Raw genomic sequence first — 26,066 nt, 5'->3', positions numbered from 1 at the left:
TCCCGATGGGCCGTCACATTCGCATTGCAGAATTCAGGCGGTCGATCATGGTCAAGGCATGCTGCTTCTTGTCGAGATTGTAGGTGTCGGTCTCAGATATAGCGTTCAAAGCCTCGTGCCAAGTATCGGACAGCGTTTTGGCCCGCGCCAGATCGCCCGCCAGCGCGGCCTGGCTTGCGCCGGTCGAGAGCAGGTCGAGCGCACGGCGATTGAAAATATCGAACTGGATCGCCCGGTCGCGCCCGGCGACCGCCTCCGCGAGGCGATAGGCGCCGGCAACATCGCTCTTTGCCGCTGTCGCCAGGGCGTCGAGCGTCTCGGCGATTTCCAGCCCGCCATACTGCGTCAACAGTATTGCGGTGCGCGCGCTGCCCCCTGCCCGCTTGGCCAGTGCCGCGCGCGCCGCGGGATCGTCCGGAGGCGTTGGTTCGACGCTTTCCAAAACCGTCATCAGGCTCTCGGCATCGAGCGGCGTCAGCCGCACCATCTGGCAGCGTGAGCGGATGGTCGGCAGCAGGCTGCCCGGCGCATGGACGATGAGGATGAACAAGGTGCGTGCAGGTGGTTCTTCAAGATTCTTCAGCAAGGCGTTGGCCGCATTGGTATTCATGTCGTCGGCCGGGTCGACGATCACCACCCGGTAGCTGCCGTCATGCGAGGTCAGCGACAGGAAACGGCTGACCTTGCGGATCTCGTCGACGGTGACGACCGTCTTGAAGCTTTTCGTCTTGTCGTTCGGTGGGCGGGTCAGATGCAGCACCGAAGGATGCGCGCCGGTGGCGATCTGGCGAAACAGCGATGACGCCGGATCGGGAACGGCAAGCACATCCGGCGCCTGTTCGAACGCCGGATGCTTCAACAGATGATGCGCCAGATGAAAGGCGAGCGTCGCCTTACCGATGCCGACCGGCCCGACAAAGATCAGCGCATGCGGCAGCTTCCCGGAGCGATAGGCTGATGCCAGCATGTTCGCTGCCTGGTCATGTCCGACCAGGCGCGGCGTCTCGGATGGCTCCGGTACGCCATCAAGCGTGTCGTGCTGTTCTGGTGCGATCCGTTCGAAAATCATCCCGGCGCCTGCTTCCTGTGTCTCGGCGTCATCGTCTCCAGCGCCGCGAACACGGCGCCGGCGACGACATTCTCCACCGTGTCGGGGTCGGCGGAGGCGTCGACGACGATGCAGCGCTCGGGTTCTGCCGCGGCGATCGCCAGAAACGCTTCGCGGCGGCGCTGATGGATATCAAGCGTTTCCTTTTCGAAACGGTCGGCGCCGGCATCGGTGCCCCGCCGTACCGTGGCGCGCCGCAGTCCTTCGGCCGGGTCGAGATCAAAGATCAGCGTCATGTCGGGCACCATGCCGTTGATGGCGACCGTTTCCAGCGCGTCCATGAAGGCTGGATCGAGGCCGCCGGTGACGCCCTGGTAGACGCGCGAGGAGTCCATGAAGCGATCACAAAGCACGATCGAGCCGCGCTCGACCGCCGGCCGGATGACCTGCTCGACATGGTCGGAACGCGCGGCGGCAAACAGCAGCGCCTCCATTTTGGGGCCGAATGGCTCGGCAGCGCCGGAAAGCAGGACATGCCGGACCGCCTCTGCGCCTGGCGAGCCACCCGGCTCGCGCGTGACAATGACATCGTATTGCTTGGCGCGCATCTTGCCGGCCAGCCGCTCGATCTGCGTCGACTTGCCTGCCCCTTCTCCGCCTTCGAAGGTGATGAAGAATCCGCTCACCAAAGCCTTTGTCCATGCTGCGGGACCGTAATAGTCCCGACTTGAGAAAAGGTCCACGCCGCGGCTGCTAACGCAGCCAGCCGACCGCCAGTTCCTTGGCGGCATCGAGTGCGCGTTGCGGCAGCGAGCCGACGCCAACCGTTTCGGCCGCGAAAAGCGGCGTTTCCTGGCTCAGCGTGTCACCGATCCAGACCCGCAGCGCGCCCACCGGTTGCCCCTCCTCCACGGGGGCTGCAACCGGTCCCTCATAGACGATCCTGGCAGTCAGCTTGTCGCGGTTGGCGATCGGCAGGAAGATGACCACGGGCGCTTTTGCCTTCAGCGCCACGCCGGATTTCGCACCGCCGAACACCTGGGCCTCGCCGACCACTTCGTCCTTGGCGAAAATCTCGGTTTTCTCAAAGGAACGAAGGCCCCAGTCGAGCAGCTTTCGCGCTTCCTCGGCGCGCTCGCGGTCGCTTGCCAGGCCGCTCATTGCCGCAATGACCCGCCTGCCGCCTTGGCTGACCGAGCCGACGATGCCGAAGCCGGATGCATCGCTCCTGCCGATCGCCAGGCCGTCGGCGCCGATATCCATCGCCAGCAGCGGGTTGCGGTTCCTCTGGGTGATCTTGTTCCAGGTGAAATCCTTCTGGCCGTAATAGCGATAGAGGTCTGGGTACTCGCGCCAGATATGCAGGGCCAGGAGCGCAAGCTCTCGAACCGTTGTCTGCTGGCCGTCGGCCGGCAGGCCGGTTGCATTGACGAATGTCGATTTTTTGAGGCCAATCTGCCTTGCGCGCTCGGTCATCCCAGTCGCGAAATTCGCCTCCGATCCGGCAAAACCTTCGGCGATGATGATGCAGCCGTCATTGGCGGCCTGGACCGTCACGCCCTGGATCAGGTCTTCAAGCCGGATCGTCGACTTGAGCTGGGCAAACATCGTCGATGTCCCGGATGGCGCGCCGCCGGTGCGCCATGCGTTCTCACTCACCACGTATGTATCGTTAAGCGTCACGCGCCTCGATTTGATGGCGTTGAACACCACCTCCATCGTCATCAGCTTGGCCAGTGACGCCGGCTGAATCGGCCTGTCGGCATCCTTGGAAAACAGCACCGTTCCGGTTTCGGCATCGATCATGAAGGCCTGTGCGGCCTTGGTTTCGAAAAGCTGCGCCGCGGCCGGAGCCAGCGAAAGCAGCAGGAGGCCAAAACCCAGAAGCCCGGCGAGAGGCGCGGCGAAGCGAAATTTCATGAGAAGTTCGACCTGTCAGCCGGCATTTTTGGGGCAAGCTCTAGGCTATCAGGCTTTGTCCCGGCCGAGCAACCGCGCGATGGACAACCGGCCAAAACTTCAAGTTTTGCCGGTCAATTCCGAACCACGAGCGCGTCCGGCGCGCCATGCGACCATGCCGCCTGCAGCATGTCGTCCAGGCTGCCATGGCCGTCCGGATAGAGATTGACCGAATACCAGTCCTTGCCCTCGAATTCCGAGCGCTGGATTTCGGTGTTGCCGAAGCCGGAAAGCTGGGTTGCCACCTGCTGCGCCTCGGCGGCATCCTCGAACGAGCCCGCCGCGATATAGTCGGTGGGCGAAGCGGCCGAAGGAACTTGCCGCTTCCACGATTGCAGGATTTCGGCGGGCCCGGCGCCATCCAGCGCGGCAAAGACAGTGGAGGCGCGCTGCACGCGTTCGCTCGCATAAGACAGCGTCGCTACCCTGAACGGCGATTGCGGCAGATTGATCTGCGGCCGTTCCGGCACGATCGGCCCGAAATCGGGCAGCGTCACGCTGCCGGCGGCCGGCGTCTGCGCCGCCACGACCGGCTGTGCCGATGCGGAATTCGTCAACTTACCGGGAAAGGCAGCGGCGGGGGCCAACGCCGTGCTCGGCGATGGTCCGTTCATGGCGATCATGACGCCGGTGGGCAGGCCGTCCGACGGATCCGGCGCCCTGTTGCCGGGATGGTAAGAGGCCATCAGATAGTGTTCGTCTTTGCCGTGAAGCGGCGCCCGTCCGACATATTCAACCTTCACCTTGGCCGTGCCGATATTGGCATAGTCGAGCATTTCGGCGGCGCGCTTCGACACATCGATGATGCGCCCCTCATGGTAAGGACCGCGATCGTTGACGCGCACGATGACCGAGCTGCCGGTCTTCAGATTGGTGACCCGCGCATAGCTCGGCAGCGGCATTGTCGGATGCGCGCCGGTCAGATGTGTCATGTCGTAGACTTCGCCGTTGGCGGTCAGCCTGCCGTGGAAGGCTTCGCCATACCAGGAGGCGAGACCCTTCTTGGCGTAGCGCTTGTCTTCCTTCGGATAATACCACTTGCCGCGCACTTGATAGGGCTTGCCGAGCTGATCGCGTCCGCCGCCACGCTGCAGGCCCGACATCTTGAAGCTAACGCGCGGGCTGGCTTTTACGCCATATTCGGATTCGGCAAAATATTCCTTGGAGCGAGGCTTCTTGTTGACCATTGCCTTTGGCTGTGGCGGCGCCGCGCAAGCCGCCAGCAAGGCAGCCGACAGGGCACACAACGCGAAAGCGGAAGCGCGACGAAGACGCGGGCGCGTCGTGCTTGGCATTTTTCGATTGTCCCCTCTCAACAAAGGCGCCGCAACTTGACCGTCGGCAGGGCCAAAACCTACTCGACAATGCCAGCGACACCTTGATTCGCAATCCCTTGTGCACAGGAATTGTTTATCACCGTATTAACCGATTATGGTCGGAACCGGGCGAGATTGTGGCACAAGCCGTCCCGGCGATCGCTGTGAGAAATCACGGCGTTTCGAGCTTCGGCGCAGCGCTGCTCGTCCTGCTCAAGCCCCGCCGTCAAGCACCCGTGCCCTGCCCCTGGCAGGAACCGGCAACAGCCGGTTGACAGGACTTCGTTGGGCGCACTAGAGCAATGAAGAGCGAACGATCTCCGAGGCGTGCCCACAGGGTACGCGTTGAGATCAGGACGAGCATCCAGGTGGTTGAAAAATCACGATGGAGGGATGGCCGAGCGGTTTAAGGCACCGGTCTTGAAAACCGGCGTGGGTGCAAGCCCACCGTGGGTTCGAATCCCACTCCCTCCGCCATCTGCCGTTGAATTATCTAAGTGGGGTAGCTTACGCGATCAGGCTTGACGCTCTGCCCTGCCGCGCGATGCTGAGTACGGCTTGGGGGGATCATTTGCTTACCCGCGGTGGGGGGAACATGACTCCTGAGTTCTTTGGGAGTTGGCTGCTCCAAGTAGCCGTGATGCTTTGCGTCGTTGCGGGATTGGCAATGACCATCGTTGCGGTTCGCACTGGATGGAGCTCCATTGGTTTCGTGATGATCGGCTTTGCCAAGGCGAGGCCGACACGAGTACATGCTGTCATCGATGGTCGAGAAGATCCTGACCACGTATCTGCGGGAAAAGGGCTACCTGCCGAAGGGCGCAGCAGAATAGCTATGCTCGTCACCGTCAGCCGGGAGGAGTGTAGAGCGGCTCTCTGCATCGATGAACCAAGCACTGGCCATCGAGCGTCGGCACAAACCCTACCGCTGGGATTTCCGACCAGTCGCACGCATTGCTGTACCGGCGGACGTAGAGGGCATAGGTGTTCGGGCCGGTGGTCAGCACCGCCGAGCCATGGCTCTGGATTAGCGCCTGCGTCTGTTGGCAGGTCATGGCGCGGGTGTCCGGCCTGGCCTGGGCGAGGGTTGTGAAGGCAAGCGTGACCGCTGCCGAGGTCAACGCAATCCGGCGAATGGACATGACGAGACTCCCATGATGAGCCATTTGGTTGACAAACTCGCATGTCGCAGGGCAGCTGTGCAATGGCGGCCTCCAAATCGGAATTTCCGGACTGGAGCAAACCGCCCGCCCCGTGCGAACCGACGGCGTGCCGCTGGAGCCCGCAACCGAGGACGCTCTCAACTCCATCGCGGCTGAAGTGAAAATTGGCCGGGCGGCCGCACACCGCCGGCATCGATGATGATCTGGGAGCGGTAGCCGTCGAATTTGGCTTCATGCATCCACTCATCGCCTTGGGGCGGCTTGGCGACCAAGGTAGGCATCATTGGCGGGAGAAACTTCAAATGCATGCATTGACTCGCAAAACCGCGATTTCAATTAGCATGCGCTTAATTAGTTCCAATTTTAACGAATCGTTGACCGCGCTGTCCCAGAATAGGACGGCGCGGTCAAACCCCAACCCGGGATTGCGCAGGCGGCTCCGCCGATCTAGCTCCCCCGCCTCACTGTCGGAGCCGCTTCCACACTCCTCTAGCATTACCAGCAAAGGTTGCATCTACTGTTACGTTATCGGAACTCCTTCGATTAGGCGGAGACGGCCACTCCCTCCGCCAAATGCACCCTGCCCCAACATTCTCCGGGTCGGTCTAAACGGCCCGCGAATCCCTTAGTTGGGAACTGCGGGCTTTCAAGGAAAGCTTGAAACCGCGGAGCCTAGCCCTTTGCCGTGGCGTCATTCGCAGCAGGATCTAAATTCGGCCGCTCCATCCCTTGCGTCTCAACATTGTAGACGCGAACGTGCCCTTCGAGGCCTTTGAACTGGCGAGTACCGAGGTCAACGATCGGCATGTTGCCAGGCAAATGGCGCGTCACGGAATAATCGACAAGGATTTGTCGATCTTCAGCGGACGAACACAGCCTCGATGCCAAGTTCACGACATTGCCAATTGCGGTGTAGTCAGCGCGGGCCTCATAGCCAATTCGACCCACCGTTGCCCACCCCATAGCGAGCCCCATGCCGAAGCCAATCTCATAACCACGCTGCCGCCACGCAGATTTGAGCTCTTGTGTGGAATCCTGCATGTCGACAGCCATTTTTACGGCATGAAGCGCCGGCTCTTCACATGGAACCGGGGCGTTGACGAGAATCATCAATCCATCCGCCGAAAAACTGGTCAGCGTCACCTCATACCGAGTGATGATCGCGCCGAGCGCCTCGTAGTACTCACGCAAGAGCTGCATGATGTCCTCAGGCTCAGCGTGCGCCGAAAATGCGGTGAAGCCACGCAAATCGCAAAAAACAGCGGCCACTTCCGCGCGCTGTCCGGCGAGCATTCTCTCGTCGCCAGCCTTTTCTACGAGCTCCGCCACCTGTGGTGCCAGGAAGCGCTTCAAACGCATCATTCGCTCATCGCGGTCCCGCGACATGGCGAGCTCCTCCGCCATTTGGTTGAACCGCGCAGCCAGCCGCTCAAGTTCGTCTCCAGTGACAATGTCGATCCGGTGATCGAACTGTCCGGCACTGATCTTGAGGGCGCCTTCTTTCAGCAATCGGATAGGCCCGCTCATCCGTCTGGCAAGCCAACAGGCGAGTACCGCCGCAAGGACTGTGGCGGCGAGGAACAACCCGCCGGTTCGCCACAATGAAGCGTACAGGGGTGCAAAAGCCTCTGCCTGCGACTGCTCGACAAATACCATCCAACCGGCCGCGGCAACGGGCGCGCCAGCGGTCACAACGCGTTCATTCTCGGCGTTGCGGCTTGCAATCGCAGTGCCGCCCGCGGCGGCGATCGCATCCCGCAATCCGCGCAGGGCCAAACCTGCTTTCTCGTCGGCGCCTTGCATCACTTTGCTGATCGCGGGGTGAGCGATGAGGTGGCCGGTCTCGTCGACGACAAGTGCCTGGCCGCTGCGGCCTACGCGGACTTCGGAAACGATGAGCCAGATAGCCTTCAGACTGATTTCGGCGATGATCGTGTTTTCTAGGACTGTATCGTCGTAATTCGCCATCGCGATGGTTGCCGACGGTTCGGAACCCTGGCGGTAGGCGACCGGGCCATACCAGACCTTCGCGGTCTTGGCGCCCACGACAGCGGGATCGCCCGAGCGGTCCGCCCCGCCTTCCGTCCTGTTTGAGCCAATGCGCGAGACGTGCAGCCGTTCTGCGCCGTCGCCGTCGACGAAACTGATGCTGAGAATTCCCGGGACCTGGTGCATCACACGCAGGAAAAGAAGCCGAAGCTGTTTCACGCTGGCATTGGCCGACACGTCCTCGGGGATCGTGGAGCCGAGCGGAATCTTGATGCCGTCAAGAAAGCTCTCAATTTGTCGGCCGCCGATGTTCCCTCGGACCGCAGCAGGGCACTGAGGATCGCACGCTGGTCGACATAGCTGAACCACCAGTTGCTGATGCCACCGGCAGCCATCGGAAAAATGGCCGCCGCGAACAAGACTAGAAAATACTTCTGAAATAGCGATCGACGCATGGAAGCGGCTTTGAGATTGGAGAAAGGTCTCCCACATGATGCGACCCGACCATAAGTCGCGACAGCTCAGTCCCAGAAAGGTAACCTAAATTCTTACGTCTTGGTATGGGCTGAGCCGTTCCCACTCATGGTCGAGTCTCGTGCCTTCCATGGGGCTTGGATGGACGTTTCCCTGATCGGGGAGAGTCGCGTATTCACCAGCCACGTGAGCACGCCCCCGAAGGCTCGCTAGGCCCAGCGACCTCCCCCCGCAACCAAAGCCGCTGGGCCGCCCCGCTCCGCTAGTCCAGTCTAGAGCTTCCCTTTGAACCGATCTCCATCCATGGGGCTGGGCAGCTACATCACAGGCGAACGAGTCCTATAAGCGTTAGATGATCGGAGGCGACCCCCGAAAGCGGCGTGTCATGGGCTTCGACGGATGAGATCATTCCGTGCCGATTTGCCATGATCCGGTCGAGCGACAGCAGCGGCAGACTCGATGGAAAGGTGGGGACCGCCGGTGGGGCGGGACCGAAAGTCGGCAGCAAGAGGCTGCACCCGATGACCTCACCGCAGCAGGCTTCGTCATGCTGCTTGTTGAAGTCAAGCGCTTGTCGAGCTTTCCGCTTCGCCGGCGTTTGATGTCTTTCGCGGGGTCATGCTTCTCTACGGGATCGGTTCTCGGGGACCTCGCCTTGATGGGAAATCAGAAGAATGAGGCGGAACAATCTATCGGGCGTCCTGATCGTCGCGATACGACCGGTACTGCGGATATTGCGAACTCACTGTACAAGCACGTTGACCGCTTTCGGTGGGCTGATCGAAACTTGCACGACATCGCCGGGATAGAGTTCAGTATCCTCGTCAGCGGAGAAACCGGCCTTTTCGCCCTTTCTGATGATCGTGATCTGAGGTGTCCGTTCGAGGTCCGCAGGCGTTCCAATCCCGTTCAGGACGTGCTGCCGTGCTCGCATCACGCCTTCGATCTTTGCCCAGAGCCCGGCGACCCTGCCCGTTGCCTCTCGAAGATCACGGAGGAGTTGCACCCTTTGCTCGCTGTCGAGCCGCTCCAGCTGAGACTGAAGATCGACCTGAGTCCTCCTGACCTGCGCCAGGCGAGACGTCGTTTCGAGCCGCCGGGAGGATGACAGAAGCAGCGCGCGGCGTGCATCCGTGACCCTCTGGCTGAGGATCTGGCCCTTATCGAACAGGGTTAACGCCCGTTCCAATTCGGCAGCATCGTCAGCCACGCTACGCTCCTCCACTTGCTGTAATTCGGAAAGCACGCGAATTTCCCCGTTGCATTCTTTCAGGGCTCGGGCGCGGGCGTCCTTCCGGCCTTGCTGGTCCGTTTCAATAGCTACGACGAGATCGGATTCCTGAGCGAGTATCTCCTTCGCATCATTCCGCGTTATGGGGCCGCCTGCCAGTATTGAAAAATCAAAGGGCGTACCATCGCGTAACAACTTGCGCGTCCCCCAAGCTTGCGCTTTAGCGCGCACAAACTCGGCCCATAGCGAGTTGAACTCGGCTTCCAGTCTCGTGGCTTCAACGAAGGGGTCAGCCGTGTTGCCGCGCACGGGAGAATAGCCGCCGGCAGCGATCACAGCTTGGCGAACAATCAAGGAGGGGCGATAGACATATTCGCCCGGCTTCATCACCTCGCCGTTGACGTAGACCGGCCGAAACTCGACCACGTCGGCGGTGACTTCGTCAACGCCGATGATGATGTCGACCTGCCCCCCGTCCGGCGTTTTCCGCTGGAAGATTTTTCCCGCCAGCGCAATCTGAATCCGATCGTGAAGCTCGGATGTCGACAATCGAACAACTTTCAGACTGCCCACCAGAGGAAATGAGATAGTTCCGTCCATTCGCACGACAACACGGCGCTGCAGTTCGGGCACGCCCGTCACAAAGATTTCGACCACGTCCCCAACATCAACCCGGTAGTCGGCCTGCGACGGCGTGCAGACGAAAACTAGGGCAGCGACCAGAAAGGCCTTCAACCACCATCTTCGCAAACCAAACGTGTTCATTGTTGCGGCCATTGCATCCGCCGACGAATTCGCTCGGCACACCACTTGCCTAGAGGAGGAGAACTCGTCTTGCCCATTGTCGACGCGCTGATGGTCTTTTGCCAACTGGCTTGGTGCTCCGAGATGTCACTCCCGATGTGCCGTGGCCCGACCTCAAAGGGTTTGCTCATCATTGGACTGAAATCAGATACGACTGGTGATTGAGCGCCCAGATCGCTGCCTGCGTGCGGTTGTGCACCTTCGTCTTCCTTAACAGCACCTTTATGTGGCATTTTACGGTGCCCTCGCTAACCGCGATTTTGCGCGCGATGTGTTTATTCGAGTCACCCTGGACAAGGCATTGAAGGATGAAACGCTGGCGAGGCGATAGCATTGGAAGAAAATCAGGCGATAAAGGCGGTTCATCCTCCTGTATGCAACTTACGCCATTTGTATAGTTTACATTCTCAACGCCTGTTGCAATGGCAATTCTGTCACCTTCGTGATCACCGATTTCGATGATACTAACGGATCGCGGATCAAGCCGGGGCGACCCTGCAACCTCGTCGTCATTTTCGTCAGCGATTGGCTCGCCTTCCAGTTTAAGCGCCCAGAGCACGGGCTGGACCACCGATTCTCCAAGCATCACCAACTCGAGAGCCTTGAGAAGGGTATCGCAGGTAGAGACGTGCGCAAAGCAAGCATTTACACCTGCTCTAAGCGCCGTCACTACATCAGTCCGCCGCATGTGCTCGCCGAAGATCGCAATTCGCGCGGTCGAATTCGCGAGTCTCAAAGCCTCTATCTGTTGAAGCTTCACTTGGAACTCTGAACCGACGTCAACCAGAAACAAAATGCCATTCGTCGACGTAAGCGTCTCACAATTCAGTTTATCCAAATCTGGAATGGCCACTATCGGAGAAAATTTAGCCCTTTTTAGAACACTAACCAAGCCTTCGAGAAATAAGACGTTAGAGGACACAGCAATTGCCTGGGCAGGGCTTGACATGACTGCCAACAATAAAATTAACAGCGAGTAGTGTCAATGCTCGCTGCGTACTCCCTTTGGATGAACCGTGCCACACAGGGGGAGAGCGAAGAGCTTGTGACCGAACCCATCGTCCGCAAAATCCGTCTGCCAGGGTCAGTTCAACTTACGTCGCGCACGCGCAGATTTGTCTGGAACGGACCCGATGCTCAGCATCAGCACGATATCGCGCACGGCCTCAGCTTCCAGCACGCCGTAGCATCTCTCTCAACTCTTCGGTACGAATTTGCGAATGCACAGTATGCCCGGCAGCAGGTTCAGGCGCCGCCATATCCAATAACCCATCGCAGCGTTCCACGCGAGCAGTATTCCTGCTGTGCCTACCGCCGCTCCCAATAGACCAAAACAATAGACCAAAACAATACTAGTAATCATATTCATCCCTGCAGCGCAAACCAATAGGGCGGCGGCGCTCGGCTCGTGCCCCGTCATAGTCATCAGGTACAACTGCGAACCTGCCCCCATGGCAATCACTTGGGCGATGAGCAGAACGCGCAGAGGCAAAACGCCGTCGCCGTATTCCGGCCCGAAAGAGGTCATGAGCGGAGTTGCGAGCGCAAACATTATGGCGGCGATGCAGCCCCCCCCGCAGAGCGTCCACGTCGCAGTACGTGCCACCAACGCTTGCATTGTTTGAAGGTCACCGACCGAATGGAGGCCGGAAACGGTCGGCGCAAAAAGCGCATTTGCAGCAATTCTTGGCAAGGTCACGATCAAAGCGATGTTGAACGCCAAACTATAGACACCGGCGGCCGTAGTGTCGCCCAACCATCCCAATATGATTACCCCGGTCCTGTTCAAAAGCACCTCTGCCACGCCGGCGATCATCAGTGGCAGTGTGGCACTGCGCCAGGCCGCAACATCGTACTCCGGCTCGATGTCATCGCGGGGCAAGAGGCGGTAGTTCCTCCCTGCATAATAAGCCAGCAAGAGGCCAACTAGGGCCCCGCTCAGAGCTGCCGCCAGCGCCCCGGCAGCCGTGATGTTGTAACCCAGAATCATGGTCCCGATCGCAACGAGGACGATCAGGCTGCCCTCCCGGACAATCCGATCAGGCACAAGCGACGCCACGACCGCGCCCTCGGCACGCAGGACCGCGCACTGCACCCGCAGCAAGGCAACAACGGGCACCGCGGCCAAGCCGATAAAGAATGCAAGGACCAGATTGTCAGCAGGCGCCCAATACAGCACGATGACCACAGCGCCAATCACAAGCACCGTCCCTACCACGGCGACGCGCCGGCGAGCATAGCCGATAACGCCCTGGAGCAGAGACCAAGCTCGCCTGGCCCGGTAGACCGGCACGAATCTTAACAGCGCCACATCGAACCCCAATGTCGACGCATAGATCAACACCATAGCCCACGCTGACACGTAGGCGAAAATTCCGTAGTCGCTGGCCCCAATAGTTCGGGCAACAAAAAGCTGCGACAAGTAGGTCACTGCATATCCGGTGCCATAAACAAAAAAAGCGATCAGACCGCCCCGTTTGACCCGGTTGAAAGCAGCAGACGCAGAGAGCAGGTGCGCATCGGGTTCTTTGCCATCGACAAGAGGCTCATCGTACTCAAGGACGGCGAGTATCGTTTCCCTATTTGGCTTCGTCATGCTGGGCGCCCCGTAACTGTCTGCGTCCATATTGACGCACAACCTCGCGCTCCATTTGGTCAAGACTCCTTTCAGTCGATTGATGATCCACCAGCGAAGCACATAGCACGACATGGCCCCGCTCAAGCAGGAGTCGATGGAGTTGACCGGTGGCGCCAATGAAATCCAGATTGGCTCCGCCCTCGAAATAGCGCTCGATGACGTGGAGGCTCGACAGCCGCTCCATGGAGCGCGCCTCCAGCAGGGCTGGCGATGCGTTCACAAGCACCAATAGATGCGCGGGCGGGATGATTTCGAGTGCGGTGATGAGCGTTGCCTCGTCGGCACTCCGGGATCGAAGCATGAGCGAACAGAGTTCCTGGACGAAGCCCTGATCGAATACAGTGATCCTATGCCGACGCGAGGCCACGTCCCACGCGCGCGCCATTCGACAGATGTATTGCGCCTCCCTAACCCGCGTAAACACGCCCCGCGGAGGAAGTATCCGGAGCAAATGGCTCGCGATGGCGATTTCCCCGGAATCCTTGCTCGGACGGCTCAATATTTTGAAGGCCTCGGCAAAGAAACGCCGCATTCGGTTGATCGGAGCCAGGTGCCGTGTGAGTCCGCCAGTTTTTCCGAGCGGGATCAGTTCAGTCGGTCTGAGGCTGTTCCAAAGGTCGGCGTCATAGCCGGACTTATCCAGTCTAGCAGTAAGCATGCGGGCCAGTGTCGTCTTGCCTGCGCAGGGCGGGCCGAAGAATTCGACGATCATCGCACCTGTCTTTCTAGAGGCACTGCCAGATTGCCCTTTTCACACTACGAATTACCTCGTCCAATGGCCGATCGACATCAATACACACCACCTCCGCATTGCCGAAGGCAAGGCCGGCCAGGGCGTCTAGCCGCCGACTTATCACTGTGATGTCCATTGCAGGCTCTCGCGCGGCCAAGGTTTCGGATGGCGCCATCAGCTTTAGAACGAGGTCGGGAGGAAGCCGGTGGGCGAGCTGATAGACTCCAAGTTCGCGGTGGCGAAGCCACTCGGGAACCGCGGGCACGCGCTCCAGCAATGGACCGTCGTTGAAATTCTTCGACTCATTTTGCGGATAGCGATCGGCGAGAACGACGAGTCCCCGATTGGCCGCACGCCAAGTAGCAGTCAGCTTGACGCGCTTGTCGGCGGCCACTGCGATCGCCCAGACCGCGAGTAGAATGCTGTAGGCGAGGCTCGGAGGACCGGCTGACGCTTTGCCATGAGAGGCAACTCTGGGCTTGCGGCCCAGCATCCACGTCGCGAGCGGCATCAGCCACTTGAGCGGCCTTAGGTAAAGAGAGGGCCGACCATCACCGGTGCCGAAGTAGATGGGCAGAACGTCTACCTTGATGCCGAGCCAGTCCTTCAGAGCGGCAATAAGCGTAGACTTGCCGCTGCCATCGACTCCCACAAATGCCACCACGATTCCACCGCCGGCCGGACGTCGATGCCACGGCCTGGGAGCGTGCACAATGGCTTTATTCAACCGCCCGGCGACCCAGACGATCGACCGCCCGACGCTGCGCAAGCGCGCCTCGGGTCCATTGTATGAACTGCCGCCAGTCGAGAGATGGCGTCGGATAGCCCGAGCCAGCGGCGCGCGCCAAGCCGCCGATTGGTCACTAAATAGGCTATCGACGACCATGTCTGCAACATCGTCCGACAGAAATCCTGCTGCCAGCCGACGCAGATCGCCGCATTCGACCCGAGACGCCAACTCCAGGCGCGCGTCATCAAACTCCTTTCTCTTTGCTGCGCCTCGGCGGATGGAAACAGGATCCCATCCGCCGAGTTCGAGACAATTGCGGGTCAGGAGAAGCAAGGCCTCACAGGCAGAGTCGACTTGTCTGACCGGCAGGTAGGCGTGCGGCGCAGCCCGCGAGAGGACTGTGTCCTCCCACGGCAAGTGCCAGTTCTTGGCAAGAGGTCCTCCGACCACCAGACGGAGATGCAGGTGGATATGCAGGAGTCTGCCGCTTGGCTCGTCGTAGCAGAGATACGTGAAGACCGCAGGCGCCTCGCGGTCACCAACTGACGGGAAGAACTTAAAATCTCTCGACAACAGTATCGCTTGAGCCCTGTTCTGGTCGGTGCGGGCAACCAGGATGTCGATATCACCATCGCCACAAAGGGCGCTCTCGAGCTTGGTCGCGCTCTTCCAGTAGCAATACGAAATCTTCTGCCGCCCGAACTCAGCCAAAGCCTCCACAACGCCGGCTGCCATTTGAATCTTGGCTCGAACCGACATCGGTCTGGCGAGGCAATCCGCCTTGGATAACTGGGTCATCAGCCGTTCGTGCCTTCCGAGATCGGCGGCTCTGGCACCGCATCCTGGCTTGCTCCGCGGTCGATCTGCTGCAAGCGGCGGAGGCGGCCGGTGTAGACACCGTTGAACTTGAATATAATCTCGCCGGTGTCGCCAAGCGCAAAGCGGGCGTGCTGCTTCAGTTGCACTTGGGTCAAGACGGCGCGGATCGGACCCGGGGCGAGATCATCCGGTGCCTGGGAACGGTGCAGGAAGCTCAGGGCGTGTTCCGCTACCTCCTGCCTCGTCGATGCCCAGCGCACGACGAAGAGCACCGAGTCTGCGATCGCCGGAAGCAGCCGTGCCTCCGAAGCGCCAAGCACCGGAGGTCCGCTCAGGATAATAACGTCGTAGGACTTGCGCAATATCTTGATAAGACTTGGCAGCCCACCCGGCTCGAAGAATAGCAGCGGGTCGATCCCTAACTGCGAGAGACCGAGATAATCGGCATCGATCTCCGGTAAGCGCTTGATCAATTCTCCCATCTGTCTTGCCGAGGGCGCCTGCCGGACGCACAGCAGGTCTCGAGCGCGGGAAGAGTGTTTCGCCGGAACGATGTCCAGATCGATCAACAACACCCGGCGATCCAGCGTGGCGAAGTATGCCGACAGTCCTTTCGCCAGTACCGACTTGCCCTCACCGGGCATGCTCGACGTAATCAGCGCAACGAGCCCGCCACGGCCCGTGTGATGGACCTGAAGTGCCGCTGCAATGTTGCGCATGGACTCGGTATAAAGGGAACTCGGCTGACGGAGGATAGCGGCCTTGGGTGACTTGATCGTCCTGCGTCTGACACGCGGAACCAGCCCAAGACATGAAAGTCCCAATTTACACTCAATCTCTTTCTCGCTACGCAGCCCCCTGTCGGCCCCCTCGAGCATCAATGCAAGCCAGGACGCAGCAATGACGGAGAGAAATGCGGTCGGGATGATAAAGAGCAGCGGATTGTGCGAACTCGGCCGCGTCGGGACGGAGGCGCTCGAACGGACGCTAATCCCCGGCCCGATCGCCATCTGTGCTTCCCGTAGCTTGGTCGATCGCCGCAGAAGATCATTATAATATTCTGCTGCATCCTGGCTGTCTTGGCGTAGCTCGCGGATATCCTGATCCATTTCGGTCAACTTGGCGGCGTCGGAGGGCGATAAACTGACTCGTTGCCGCATGGCGGATTGTAATGCCAATTGTGCCTTGGTCAGTTGATCCCCCGCAGAGGCCACCTGCCGACCGAGATCGAAGTGTTGCTTTGCGGCGTCGGCCTTCACTTGCTGAAAGAGGCCGGTGACGTAGAGGTCTGCGATCCGATTGGCGTAAGCGGCCGCCCTCGAGGGATCGGTCGAGGTGAACGACACCGAGATTAGGCGCGAGCGCCGTTCCTGAAGGACTTTTGTCTTGCTGAAGAGTTCCTCTGCGAGGCGATCGGCTTCGCTTCGGTTCGACAACCGAGGGATCCATATGGCAAGCCGCTCCAGCATCTGGTCGACCATCGAGCGAACGGCCGGAAAAGCAGGGGAATCATACCACCTTTTAGTGGCTCCTTTGGCGGCAGACAGACCAGGCTCGGGCTTTGGCGCAGCCTCCACAGGTAACAGGCTTGCAGCCACTCGGCTGGAATGGGCCTGGGAACTGATCAGCGCGAGATGTGTGTCGATAATCTCATCCAGAATGCCGGGAGGGGGCGGCACGCCTTCGCTGCTCGGCGGCCGGTGGACCGTGAGTTGGACCACGGCCGTGTACTGCGGAGGAACCAGCAGCGCGACAAACATCGCCAGCATCGTTCCCACGATCGCTATGGCGACAATAAGCCGGCGTCGACGGAGAAGGATCCGAATGAGGTGCAGGAACGGAGGAGGTGCCATCGGGCCCTGGAACGAAACTTGTCCCGTGTCCTGCACCACATTCTTGCCCCCGCGTGCGTCGGCCAACCGCAAGACTTTGTTCATTGCTGCCATGGCTTCCGGTCCTCAGTTCGGTGCGCCGCGGAGGTTTCCGCGCCTGACGAGTTGCTCGCCCACGTCAGCCGTCGCCACAATGCAAAAGACGAGGGCAAACCAGAGCACGGGCTGACGCAGAATGAAGTGGAACAGACCATATGCGCCAATGCCGCAGATCATCGCGATGATCGTGTCCTGCCTCGCGTTCCAAGCGGCCGAAATTGCCCCGGCGACAAACCAGATACATCCGACGAGGGCCAGGAGCCCACCTTGAAGGAAAAGGTCGAGCACGATGTTATGCGCTTCGAAATTGGGGGCGAGCTTCGCCTCCGGGTGCACGACCTCCTTCGGTCCGCCGTTTGGAAGGCGGCGCTCCTGAACAATCACGTCGGGAATTTCCAGGTGGGGGCCAGGACCAAGGCCCATCATCATGGCCCCGAGCCCTCGCTGAAGGGCGTCATGCCAGACAACCAAGCGCAAGCCCGCAGCCTCCTCCGCGGCCGCGCCCCCCCTTGTGGCTTCCACTGCGATCACCTGCGCATGCTTAGCCAGGGAGGCACCAAACGGAACTGCTGCCACGAGAACCAACGGCAAGATAAGTGCCAAGCTCCACGCAGCAGCAGAACGAAAACGGAGTGGATACTGCTCGGCCAGCATCCAGGTCCTGAATTTCAGGGCGACGTAGCAAAGTCCGGCGACGATGACGGCCAAGAGAAAGGCGTTGCTCTCTGTCAGTCCGCCGACCACGACGGCGACAACGAGACACAAGATCGCGCCTACTTTCGGCAGGAGCCGCACCGCCGTGTCCGCCAGATGAAGCGACAGGAGGCCGACAATCGCAGACGAAAATGCAAGCTGGTTGGAGTTCTGAGTCAGGCCACGCAGCCTATCCCACTCCCAGAGCTCAAAGCCGGCAATGCCGGGGTTGAGCCAACCCAAAGCCGCCTGAATGGCAAGCAGTGCGGTGCCTAGGGAGACAAACTGCCAGGCCAGGCGCTGCATCCCTCCGTCCCTCTGGAGACGGACAACACTGAAGCAGCTCACCAGACCGACCAGCATGTAGGCGCCAATGTCGTGGTTGAACCACTTCGGATCGTGCAGGTCGCCAAGGGCGTAGCCCATCATCGCTCCCAGACAGAGCGACACGGCGATAATCGACCAGAACGTCAACAATCGAACGAAAGCCGGTGTCAACGGCGGACCAAGGCGAGCCACCTCTCGCGTCATCATGATCATGAGCCAGAGGAACAAGAGCAGATCGCCAGGGCCGATAGGACCGTTCCACCTCAATTGGGTCATTGCCGACAGGAGAAGCCCGGATGTGAGCAAGAGATCAAGCAGCATATGTCAACCTGACGAAAACGATGTTGGATCCAGCCTGGTATTCCCGCCCGATCTCGGCCCAGGTGTCTGATGGGCAAGGCGCTCCCAACTTTCCGGCCGTCCGCGGGTTCGGGCAAGCACCTCCTGGTAAACCGCCGCATACCGATCGGCAGTGATGTCTAGGTTGAATTCCTTGCGCACATGGGCCGAAGCGCGAGCGCCGTATTGCAGCGCCGTATCGCGGTCTCGAAGTAACTGCAGGATTGCCTCGGCGAGTGTTCGGGGCGATCTGACGGGAATAACAAGCCCGCTCCAGCGATCGCGGACTACGTCGGTGCAACCCGGCATGTCGGTCGTGATCACCGGCCGCCCCGCCGCACATGCCTCCATCAGGGAACGCGGGACCCCTTCTCGCAACTCCGTGGCGAGTGCGAAAACATCGGCAATCTGCAGCAGCGCCGGTACGTCTGATCGTTCTCCAATTGCCCTGACGTACGGAGCGTGACGATCGATCTCGTCCTGCCTGATCGCCAGCGCACCTTCCCTTTCGCGCGGCCCAACCAGCAGAAAGCGAACCTCAGGCGCCTGACGATGAACGAGAGCCGCCGCCTCAAGCAGCGTCGGCACGCCCTTTTCCCGGGTTAGGCGGGTGACGGTCATCACGACCGGCGCATCTCCCAAAGAGAGTTCGTGGCGCAATTCGGCGGGAGATGGTCCCCTCCCCGCCAGACGGTCGAACCGATCGACGTCGATTCCTGATCCTGGAATAACCCGGTGATCGGCCTTGCCTATCAACCGCCGGTACGCGAAAAACGCCTGATCGGCGCAATTCTGGAACACGATGGCAGCCGTTAGGCGATCCGCTCTGCTCTGAACAAGCTCGAATACAGGCCGGAGGCCTACAGCTAGCGGGGAGCGTGACGAGTATAGCCAGCCCAGACCATTGATCGTGCTGACGACCGGCACCTTGCCCGCCCAGTACGCAGCAAACGGCACAAGAATATCCGGCTTGGTATCGAAGCACTGGATGAGAGTCGGTCGTATCTCTCCGATCAACCGCGAGAGCGACCGCAGCGACGCCCAATCGGCGCGCGGAGCAATGAAGCGGTTCATGTTGAAGAGGTAGAAGTCGTAACCAGCCTCAGCGAACGCCTCAGCACCTCCGGTGCCCGCCGCCGAAACTCGCATCCCCCTATCCCGGAGGGCCTGGAAAAAGGGGATTCGCAAAAAATGGTCATCGCCGCCGATGCAGAGGAGGTGGGGCTTCAATCCGCACATCTCGGCCTCCCTGAGGCCGCGACCGGTCGCGGTGGCCGAGCCGTAAGTCCGAGATCGATCTGCGGTCGCGCCATCGTGGCGAGGTCGTCAATGGCTTCCGTGATAGGGCACCAAGGAAACGCTCCCAATAGCGCGGCTAAACGCGCTTCGCATCGGGTTAGGTTGACCCGCTGCCTCAGGGCCCGAAGACCCTTGAGCCCTGGGACTTGCGGCGGATCCGGATCTATCTCCCAAGGGTGGATGTAGAAAACATAGGGCACGCCGGAGCGGAGAATCCGACGCACGCCCCCCAGCCACAGTCCGTATGGAAAGAGCCGGAAATATCCCCCGCCGCCCCACGGCACAGCAAAACGCGCCGTGTGCAGGCAGGAGATACAAACCTCGAAAAACCCGTCATGAACTTCGACGAGACCCGATCCGACATTGATCCCTTCCAGGCGGCCGTAACGGTCATGTGTTGTGGTCGGGAAGAACGAAGAATCGTAAGTGAATCCCAATTCTCGCAGGATCGGCAGTGCCCAATTGGTAATCGAGAAGCAGGGCGCGCGATAGCCTTCGATCGGCCGACCGACAATATCCTCCAGCACGTCTTTCGACCGCCGAACATCGGAGCGAAACTGATCAGGAGTGAGAGAATAGACCGGGTCGTGGCCGTAACCGTGCGACGCCACTTCGTGACCGGCATTGGCGATCCGACGGACTAGGCCCGAATAGTGCTCGGCCACCCAGCCCAGAATGAAAAACGTACCTCGAACGCCACTCCGGTCGAGTACTTCAAGAATCCTCAGCGTGTTTTGTTCCACATGACCTTCATAATCACGCCAGTGCTCCTTTGAAACCAGGTTCCCATAGTTATAGCTGTGAAACCAGTCCTCGACATCGATGGTCAGAAGACACCTCGGCGGCTTTTCATCCATCGTATTTATCTCGCAAACCTAGTCATTTTGGGCACACCGACAATCTGACCTTTTCACCGCACGGATCGACCATTACTCGTTGATTTCTGTCGACTGCGAGCCTGCCTTGAGGCACTACCATGTCAGGTTACCACACGAGCAACAGCCGCTATCGCCTCTGACGGGGTATATCCCTAAAGTGCGAGGTGCTGCGTCGACTCCGCCGAACCGGATCAACGTTGCGGCTTGCCCTCGCAGTCGGGCCACCATTGCACCCAACCATTACCGTAGATTTGTAGCCGGTCGGGAGCACGGAAGAGAAAGCGGTCCCACTATGTCCCATCTTGGATAGAAGACTGACATCCAGGATCGATATAGACTTGCGGATTGCAGCACGGGCTTTATCGGGAGAATGTTCCCAGTGGCATCCGTTGAGATTGTGGACACAGCGCGCGCTGGGCTCGACCATGAGTGGGATGCCTATGTCAACGCGTCGCCGAACCGGTCATGTTATCATTTCACGCTTTGGCGGGACATCCTGCAGCGGAGCTTCGGACATCGGCCCTACTATCTCATGGCTCGAAGCGGGGGCGCCACCTGTGGCGTTCTGCCGCTTTTCGAGATGAAGAGCCGGCTATTCGGACACTCCTTCGTGTCGCTTCCCTTTGTGAACTACGGCGGCATCCTGGCAGACGGTCTTGAAATCGAGGAAGCCCTCGCGAAGGCTGCCATCGGCTTGGCCCAAGGCCGGGGCGCTGGACACATCGAACTTCGGCAGACCTTCGCAACCAGTCAGAGCGTCGGAGCATCGTGGCAGGTCCGCCAGCACAAGGCGGCGTTGATCGTGTCGATCGAAGCCGATCCCCAAATTCACTGGTCCGGACTGAGTTCTCGCCTAAGGGGAAAAGTGCGCAAGGCGCAGAGAGCGGGTGTCGAATTCTCGCGCGCCGGACACGAGGCACTCGATGACTTCTATCGTGTATTCAGCAAAAATATGCGCGATCTCGGCACACCGGTGCATAGTCCAGTCTTCTTTAGAAGTATACTGGAAAGCACCGCGGATTCGCAGATCCTGCTCGTTCGGCTGGGAGGCAAGCCGGTGGCTGCAGCCCTGGCCATGCGCACCGGTGATGTGATCGAGTTGCCATGGGTCTGTTCCGACTACGACGCGGCGTTCAATCACGTGAATGAGTATCTCTACTGGAAGGCAATAGAATTGGCCTGCGAATCCGGGGCATCCGATCTGGATTTGGGGCGCTCGACAATTGGGGCCGGCACTTACACGTTCAAGATTCAATGGAAGCCCCAAGTGAAGCCCTTGTTCTGGTGTTACTGGCTCGCTGCGGGCAAGGCGTTTCCGGAGCTTGCGCCGAGCAATCCCAAGTATGCATTCGCCATAACGTGCTGGAAGAAATTGCCTATCTCCATCGCGAATGGGCTGGGGCCGCACATCGTGCGCAATATTCCGTGAAGATTAACCGGGGCGGCAACAGTGCTCGACCTCTCAAGGCCAGGTGATCGTAGCGACGTAGGCCGCGACCGGGCTGCCTGGGCGCCCCCAGTTGCTCGACCAGATCACCTGCGAACCGTCGGGTGATGGGGAGGCATGGCTTTCGCTGTAATAATCGGATCGGCTGTTGTACGTATGCACGATGCGCCGGACCTTTCCGCTTCCATCCGTCCTTAAGGCCACGATCTCCTGATAAAACGGGGCCCAGCCTGGGTTGTCCGCTACTTGCGCGAGGCTGCCCTCGTAACTGAGGAATACCCATCCGGGACGCGCCACATTGCGAACCGACGCATGGGTTGCATAGCCGGGCGGCGTCAAATCAGTGACCTTGCCATCGTCGAGGCGCCTCTTGATAACGTGCCATTTGTCCGGGTTCGCCTTGCTGATGCCGATGTATACATCGCGGCCGTCTTCATCGACGATCATGTCGCCGTGCCCGGGCCGGTGGTGCTCCTCCCAGACCTGGACCTCTCGGCCGCCTTCCGTGAAGACGTGTACCGTTTCAGTGCCGGTCGGAAGGGTCTGGAAACAGACAACGAAGCGGCCGGAGGCTGAAATGCCGCAATAGCCATTCTTGCCCGGTAGAGATCCAAGGAAAAGGTCAGGGAATTTGGAGCGCTTCTCGATGTCGTATGGGAAGGCGACAAGTTCGCCGGAGGCGTTGCGGGCGCGCAGAACTAGGCGCCGTCCATCGTTGGACAGGTTGCCTTTGTAGGGGCCGAATTGCAGGTCGGTGTAATTGGTCGGCCGGTATACGACGCTATGCACATCGTCCCTCGGTGACCACAGGGTCACCCGGTCAGCGTACACGCAAATCATGACTGCCGCGTTGGTCGGGTGCCATTTGCAATCTTCATCCATCGGTCGGTGGAACAGGGGCTGGTATGTGCGACCGTCGAGGAAACACATCCCCGAACACCCATTCGCAATCAGCAGAAAGCTCTGGTCTGCATTCCAAGCGTGGGTGCTGGAGTAGCGATGCCTGCAATACTCTTTCGAGCAGGCCATGCCCTCGCCCATGTCATAGCCAGGGTCCGTTACACGCGTAAAAGCAGTCCCGAATACAGGATCCGTCACAGTCTGGAGGTAACCCGGTTGCGCCATAGACGGCATCGGGACCACGGCCGCTTGCAAATCAAACACGGAGTGTTCAGCGAACCATCGCGCCTCGATTGGACGAACGGCGTCGCCGGCCAGCAGGAGAAGCATGGTCAAGCATAGGCGACCGGACGAATACATCGACCCGGGCCCTAGTCCAGGGCCCTTGCGACCTGCGGGTGACCGAGCGAGGTTACTCATGCCACTCAACTTTATCCAACCGCGACGCCATAGTGAAGCCGCTCACGAAGAACCGGATCAATCGCGAATGTGGGGTAGCTCGTTCGAGCTCGGCATGGGCATGCAGCGGTTCGGCATGGTCATGCAGCGGTTCGGCATGGTCATGCAGCGGTTGTGACCATCCGCCGAGTCTTACCTTTCGGGATAGGCCACGAAGTCTCCTTCGGGATAGCGCGCAACGGCTTCTAGCACTCTCTCCCATTGGAGTCCCTGCCCTTCTGCGCCCTGTACACCTACACAAAATCTATTTACTTATGTTCGCTCGCTCGGTGGAGAATGCAGTTGAAATGAGTTTTTGGGAGGATCAAATGAAAGTCGTTATCCAGTGTGGAGGCCAAGGAACGAGATTACGCCCCTATACCACCGTGCTTCCAAAGCCACTCATGCCGGTTAACTCCAAGCCCGTTCTTGAACTTCTTCTACGATGGCTGCGGCGTAACGACTTCTGTGATGTCTTCATCACAACTGGCTACCTGGCACATCTCATCAGTAGTTTCTGTGGCGACGGCCACCAGTGGGGTATGCGGATCAGTTATACGAGCGAAAGAGAACCCCTCGGCACGATCGGGCCGCTTACGCTGCTGCGCGAGAAACTGGACTCGACCTTCATAGTCATCAACGGTGATGTCCTGACCGACTTGAGCCTTGGCGCCTTTGTAGCGGCCCATCGCAAGAATGGTGGACTGGTCACCATCGCCGCCGCGTCGCGGAAGACCAAACTTGACTTCGGGGTGATCGAGCAGACAGACAACCGCGTTTACGGTTTCAAGGAGAAACCCCTCCTGGTCAACATGATGAGCATGGGCGTCTACTGCATGGAACCCAGTGTCCTGGACTACATCCCGGAAGGCGTGCCATTCGGATTCGACAATCTGATTCATAGCCTCTTGGGACGCGGACTACCAGCTTTCACCTTCCCGCATGACGGCCTTTGGCTCGACATCGGGCGGATCGAAGACTTCCAGGCAGCTCAGGAACTCGCCTGGGATGACGAACTGCCGGCTTTCCAAGTCGTTGCGGCCGCCTGAACCAGCCCGCGCGTGCTCAGCGCCGGCGATCTTGATGGATCGAGGGTCAATGATGCTGCTCGTATCGGAACCCGTCCTTGGTGCTGAGGAAAAGACAGCACTGTCCGAGGTGATCGACAGCGGCTGGATCACCATGGGGCCGCGTGTGCGCGCCTTTGAGGAGGCGTTCGCCGCGGCCCACGGCCTGCCCGACTGCGTGGCCGTGAATTCCTGTACTGCGGCGCTGCATCTGATCCTGATGGCAGCGGGCATCGGGGCGGGCGACGAGGTATTGGTGCCATCACTCACCTTCACGGCGACGGCAAACAGCGTGCTGTATGTAGGGGCCACTCCGGTATTCGTCGACATAGAGTCCCTGGAAGTCCCAGTGATCTGTGCCGCGCGCGCCGAAGAGCTGTGCACGCCGAGAACTAGAGCGGCCATCCTGGTTCACTACGCCGGTGCTCTCGTCGACCGCGCCGCTTGGCGCGAACTCGCCGAACGCCGGGGTTTGCTGCTCGTCGAGGATTCTGCTCACGCTGTGGGCGTGGAAGGTCCGGGATCCGTTGGCGACGCCGTAGCGTTCAGCTTTTACGGCAACAAGAACATGACCACGGCTGAAGGGGGAGTCGTGGCCGTGCGAGACCCTGTCTTGCTCGAGCGCGTCCGCTTGATGCGCGGCCACGGAATGACAAGCAGCACTTTCGCGCGCCTGAACAGCCGTACACCGCACTACGACGTGGTGCTGCTTGGCTTTAACTATCGCATGGACGAACTTCGAGCGGCTATCGGTCTCGTGCAACTCGGCCGGCTCCCGGCTTGGAATGCGACGCGGCGCGGACTGAGCCGGCACTACCGCGAGAGGCTCGCCCACTCATGCCCCGACGTGCTTGTACCATTTTCTGGCGAGCGGGCTTGTGCCCACCATATCATGCCGGCGGTTCTGCCGCGAAATGTCGATCGCGATGCCGTAATCGACCAACTCCGGAACGCCGGGATACAGACCACCATCCACTATCCGCCGGTGCACCGTCTCAGCCTATACCAAGAGCGGTGCGCCAGCGGTTTGCTTCCGATAACCGATGCGTTCGCCAGTCGCGAGCTCACCCTGCCGCTGCATCCCAAAATGACGACGGCCGATGTCGAGTATGTCGTCGAAATGCTCGCGGCCGCCATCGGGAATCAAACGGAAATGCGGAAGGGCACTGAGGCGCACAATGAGTTCAACCCAGAGCCGGTCTAACAATGAGAGACTGGCACGCCTATTCGATATCGGCTTTGCCGCACTCGGCCTGATTGTACTCAGCCCAGTGATCGCGATCGCCAGTATCGCCATTCTGGTCGAGACAGGCCGCCCGATTCTGTTCTCGCAATCTCGGCTCGGCCGAAATGGCCGGCCGTTCGCCATGCTCAAGCTCCGGAAGTTCCGCCCCGACGCAAGCGACTGCCATCTGCCACTTACGATGATGGCTGACGAGCGAATGTCGCGCTTCGGGCGTGTGCTCGCGATCACCAAGCTCGACGAGCTTCCGCAGTTAATCAACATCCTGCGGGGTGAAATGGCAGTGGTCGGGCCCCGGCCCGAAAGCCTCGAACTCGCCTATTGCTTCACGAACTCGAGTCTCCCTTTGCTCGCCTACAAGCCAGGGATCTTCGGTCCCAGTCAGTGGGTTTTCCGCAACGAAAGTGCTCTTTTCCCTCTGAATGTAGATCCGGTCGAATTCTACCGGCAAATTCTGTTTCCGCTGAAGGCGCGGATCGATCTTTCTTATTATGCCGAGCGAACGCTTACGACCGACATGAAGTGGGTTGTCCTGTGCAGCCTCGCCGTTGCGGGTTTGCGGATCGATACGAAACTTGCGGCAACACATCTATAGCGATT

The 26,066-nt window shown here is 59.9% G+C and carries 21 protein-coding genes, 1 tRNA gene and 2 pseudogenes; 6 read left to right on the top strand and 18 right to left on the bottom strand.

Annotation, left to right across the window (positions count from 1 at the left end; translation table 11 throughout):
- Nucleotides 1-13: 13 nt before the first annotated feature.
- The 4 genes from BLT09_RS04625 to BLT09_RS04610 form a co-directional block, all read right to left on the bottom strand.
- Nucleotides 14-1,069, bottom strand: coding sequence for a DNA polymerase III subunit delta' (locus BLT09_RS04625; protein ID WP_091591067.1), 1,056 nt, complete (start codon nt 1,067-1,069; stop codon nt 14-16).
- Nucleotides 1,066-1,737 (bottom strand): dTMP kinase, encoded by a 672-nt coding sequence (gene tmk / locus BLT09_RS04620; RefSeq protein ID WP_091591065.1) that lies wholly within the window; start codon nt 1,735-1,737, stop codon nt 1,066-1,068. Before tmk ends, BLT09_RS04625 begins: the two co-directional genes overlap by 4 nt.
- A gap of 64 nt (nt 1,738-1,801) precedes the next feature.
- Entirely contained in the window at nt 1,802-2,968 is a 1,167-nt protein-coding gene (locus BLT09_RS04615) for a D-alanyl-D-alanine carboxypeptidase family protein (protein ID WP_091591063.1), read from the bottom strand.
- A gap of 113 nt (nt 2,969-3,081) precedes the next feature.
- Nucleotides 3,082-4,302: a septal ring lytic transglycosylase RlpA family protein gene (locus BLT09_RS04610; protein ID WP_091591061.1), complete on the bottom strand. Its 1,221-nt coding sequence runs from the start codon at nt 4,300-4,302 to the stop codon at nt 3,082-3,084.
- On the opposite strand from BLT09_RS04610, the gene BLT09_RS33475 reads away from it, so the two are divergent.
- Nucleotides 4,296-4,598: a hypothetical protein gene (locus BLT09_RS33475; protein WP_139172506.1), complete on the top strand. Its 303-nt coding sequence runs from the start codon at nt 4,296-4,298 to the stop codon at nt 4,596-4,598. The genes BLT09_RS04610 and BLT09_RS33475 overlap by 7 nt on opposite strands.
- A gap of 112 nt (nt 4,599-4,710) precedes the next feature.
- Nucleotides 4,711-4,800, top strand: a tRNA-Ser gene (locus BLT09_RS04605).
- A gap of 371 nt (nt 4,801-5,171) precedes the next feature.
- Here the strand turns inward: BLT09_RS04605 and BLT09_RS04600 are convergent.
- The 13 genes and pseudogenes from BLT09_RS04600 to BLT09_RS04545 all read right to left on the bottom strand — a co-directional run bounded on the left by BLT09_RS04600 (nt 5,172) and on the right by BLT09_RS04545 (nt 20,350).
- Nucleotides 5,172-5,465 carry a hypothetical protein gene (locus tag BLT09_RS04600; protein WP_091591761.1) on the bottom strand — a complete coding sequence of 98 codons (294 nt, stop codon included), beginning with the start codon at nt 5,463-5,465 and terminating at the stop codon, nt 5,172-5,174.
- A gap of 158 nt (nt 5,466-5,623) precedes the next feature.
- Nucleotides 5,624-5,794 carry a DNA ligase-like domain-containing protein gene (locus BLT09_RS33465; RefSeq protein WP_023801790.1) on the bottom strand — a complete coding sequence of 57 codons (171 nt, stop codon included), beginning with the start codon at nt 5,792-5,794 and terminating at the stop codon, nt 5,624-5,626.
- Between the two features lie 364 nt (nt 5,795-6,158).
- Nucleotides 6,159-7,930 (bottom strand): annotated as a pseudogene (locus tag BLT09_RS04590) (adenylate/guanylate cyclase domain-containing protein).
- Nucleotides 7,931-8,271: 341 nt separating this feature from the next.
- Nucleotides 8,272-8,448: pseudogene (locus BLT09_RS34815) on the bottom strand (endonuclease/exonuclease/phosphatase family protein); the annotation flags it as partial.
- Nucleotides 8,449-8,691: 243 nt separating this feature from the next.
- A complete protein-coding gene (locus tag BLT09_RS04580; protein WP_091591058.1) occupies nt 8,692-9,957 on the bottom strand; it encodes a polysaccharide biosynthesis/export family protein in 1,266 nt (421 codons plus the stop codon).
- Nucleotides 9,958-10,114: 157 nt separating this feature from the next.
- Nucleotides 10,115-10,933 (bottom strand): LuxR C-terminal-related transcriptional regulator, encoded by an 819-nt coding sequence (locus BLT09_RS04575; RefSeq protein WP_236473406.1) that lies wholly within the window; start codon nt 10,931-10,933, stop codon nt 10,115-10,117.
- A 246-nt stretch (nt 10,934-11,179) separates the two neighbouring features.
- Nucleotides 11,180-12,580, bottom strand: coding sequence for a lipopolysaccharide biosynthesis protein (locus BLT09_RS04570; RefSeq protein ID WP_167366339.1), 1,401 nt, complete (start codon nt 12,578-12,580; stop codon nt 11,180-11,182).
- On the bottom strand, nt 12,564-13,334 hold the full coding sequence (locus tag BLT09_RS34200; protein ID WP_167366338.1) for an ATP-binding protein: 771 nt from the start codon (nt 13,332-13,334) through the stop codon (nt 12,564-12,566). The genes BLT09_RS04570 and BLT09_RS34200 overlap by 17 nt, the downstream gene beginning before the upstream one ends.
- Before the next feature lie 13 nt (nt 13,335-13,347).
- Nucleotides 13,348-14,883 carry a nucleoside/nucleotide kinase family protein gene (locus BLT09_RS04565; RefSeq protein WP_091591055.1) on the bottom strand — a complete coding sequence of 512 codons (1,536 nt, stop codon included), beginning with the start codon at nt 14,881-14,883 and terminating at the stop codon, nt 13,348-13,350.
- On the bottom strand, nt 14,883-16,850 hold the full coding sequence (locus BLT09_RS04560) for a Wzz/FepE/Etk N-terminal domain-containing protein (RefSeq protein WP_091591053.1): 1,968 nt from the start codon (nt 16,848-16,850) through the stop codon (nt 14,883-14,885). Before BLT09_RS04560 ends, BLT09_RS04565 begins: the two co-directional genes overlap by 1 nt.
- A 12-nt stretch (nt 16,851-16,862) precedes the next feature.
- Entirely contained in the window at nt 16,863-18,176 is a 1,314-nt protein-coding gene (locus tag BLT09_RS04555) for an O-antigen ligase family protein (RefSeq protein WP_091591051.1), read from the bottom strand.
- Nucleotides 18,177-18,179: 3 nt separating this feature from the next.
- Nucleotides 18,180-19,433 (bottom strand): glycosyltransferase family 4 protein, encoded by a 1,254-nt coding sequence (locus BLT09_RS04550; RefSeq protein ID WP_236473407.1) that lies wholly within the window; start codon nt 19,431-19,433, stop codon nt 18,180-18,182.
- Entirely contained in the window at nt 19,421-20,350 is a 930-nt protein-coding gene (locus BLT09_RS04545) for an XrtA system polysaccharide deacetylase (protein ID WP_091591050.1), read from the bottom strand. The genes BLT09_RS04550 and BLT09_RS04545 overlap by 13 nt, the downstream gene beginning before the upstream one ends.
- Nucleotides 20,351-20,750: 400 nt before the next feature.
- Here BLT09_RS04545 and BLT09_RS04540 point away from each other — a divergent pair, with 400 nt between their 5' ends.
- On the top strand, nt 20,751-21,800 hold the full coding sequence (locus BLT09_RS04540) for a FemAB family XrtA/PEP-CTERM system-associated protein (protein WP_167366337.1): 1,050 nt from the start codon (nt 20,751-20,753) through the stop codon (nt 21,798-21,800).
- 33 nt (nt 21,801-21,833) lie between these two features.
- Here BLT09_RS04540 and BLT09_RS04535 read toward each other — a convergent pair whose 3' ends face one another.
- The gene (locus tag BLT09_RS04535; RefSeq protein ID WP_091591047.1) at nt 21,834-23,048 is read right to left on the bottom strand and encodes a hypothetical protein; all 1,215 of its coding nucleotides are present in this window, start codon (nt 23,046-23,048) and stop codon (nt 21,834-21,836) included.
- 437 nt (nt 23,049-23,485) lie between these two features.
- Here BLT09_RS04535 and BLT09_RS04530 point away from each other — a divergent pair, with 437 nt between their 5' ends.
- The 3 genes from BLT09_RS04530 to BLT09_RS04520 are packed head-to-tail and all read left to right on the top strand — an operon-like array spanning nt 23,486 to nt 26,061.
- The gene (locus tag BLT09_RS04530; RefSeq protein WP_091591756.1) at nt 23,486-24,205 is read left to right on the top strand and encodes a sugar phosphate nucleotidyltransferase; all 720 of its coding nucleotides are present in this window, start codon (nt 23,486-23,488) and stop codon (nt 24,203-24,205) included.
- 52 nt (nt 24,206-24,257) lie between these two features.
- A complete protein-coding gene (locus BLT09_RS04525) occupies nt 24,258-25,427 on the top strand; it encodes a DegT/DnrJ/EryC1/StrS family aminotransferase (protein WP_091591754.1) in 1,170 nt (389 codons plus the stop codon).
- On the top strand, nt 25,402-26,061 hold the full coding sequence (locus BLT09_RS04520) for a sugar transferase (RefSeq protein ID WP_091591046.1): 660 nt from the start codon (nt 25,402-25,404) through the stop codon (nt 26,059-26,061). Before BLT09_RS04525 ends, BLT09_RS04520 begins: the two co-directional genes overlap by 26 nt.
- Nucleotides 26,062-26,066: the final 5 nt, after the last annotated feature.

It is taken from the genome of Mesorhizobium muleiense, from assembly GCF_900099905.1.
Taxonomy (GTDB): domain Bacteria; phylum Pseudomonadota; class Alphaproteobacteria; order Rhizobiales; family Rhizobiaceae; genus Mesorhizobium; species Mesorhizobium muleiense.
The sequence above is the reverse complement of the archived record's forward strand: the minus strand, read 5'-3'. Positions and strand labels throughout refer to the sequence as shown.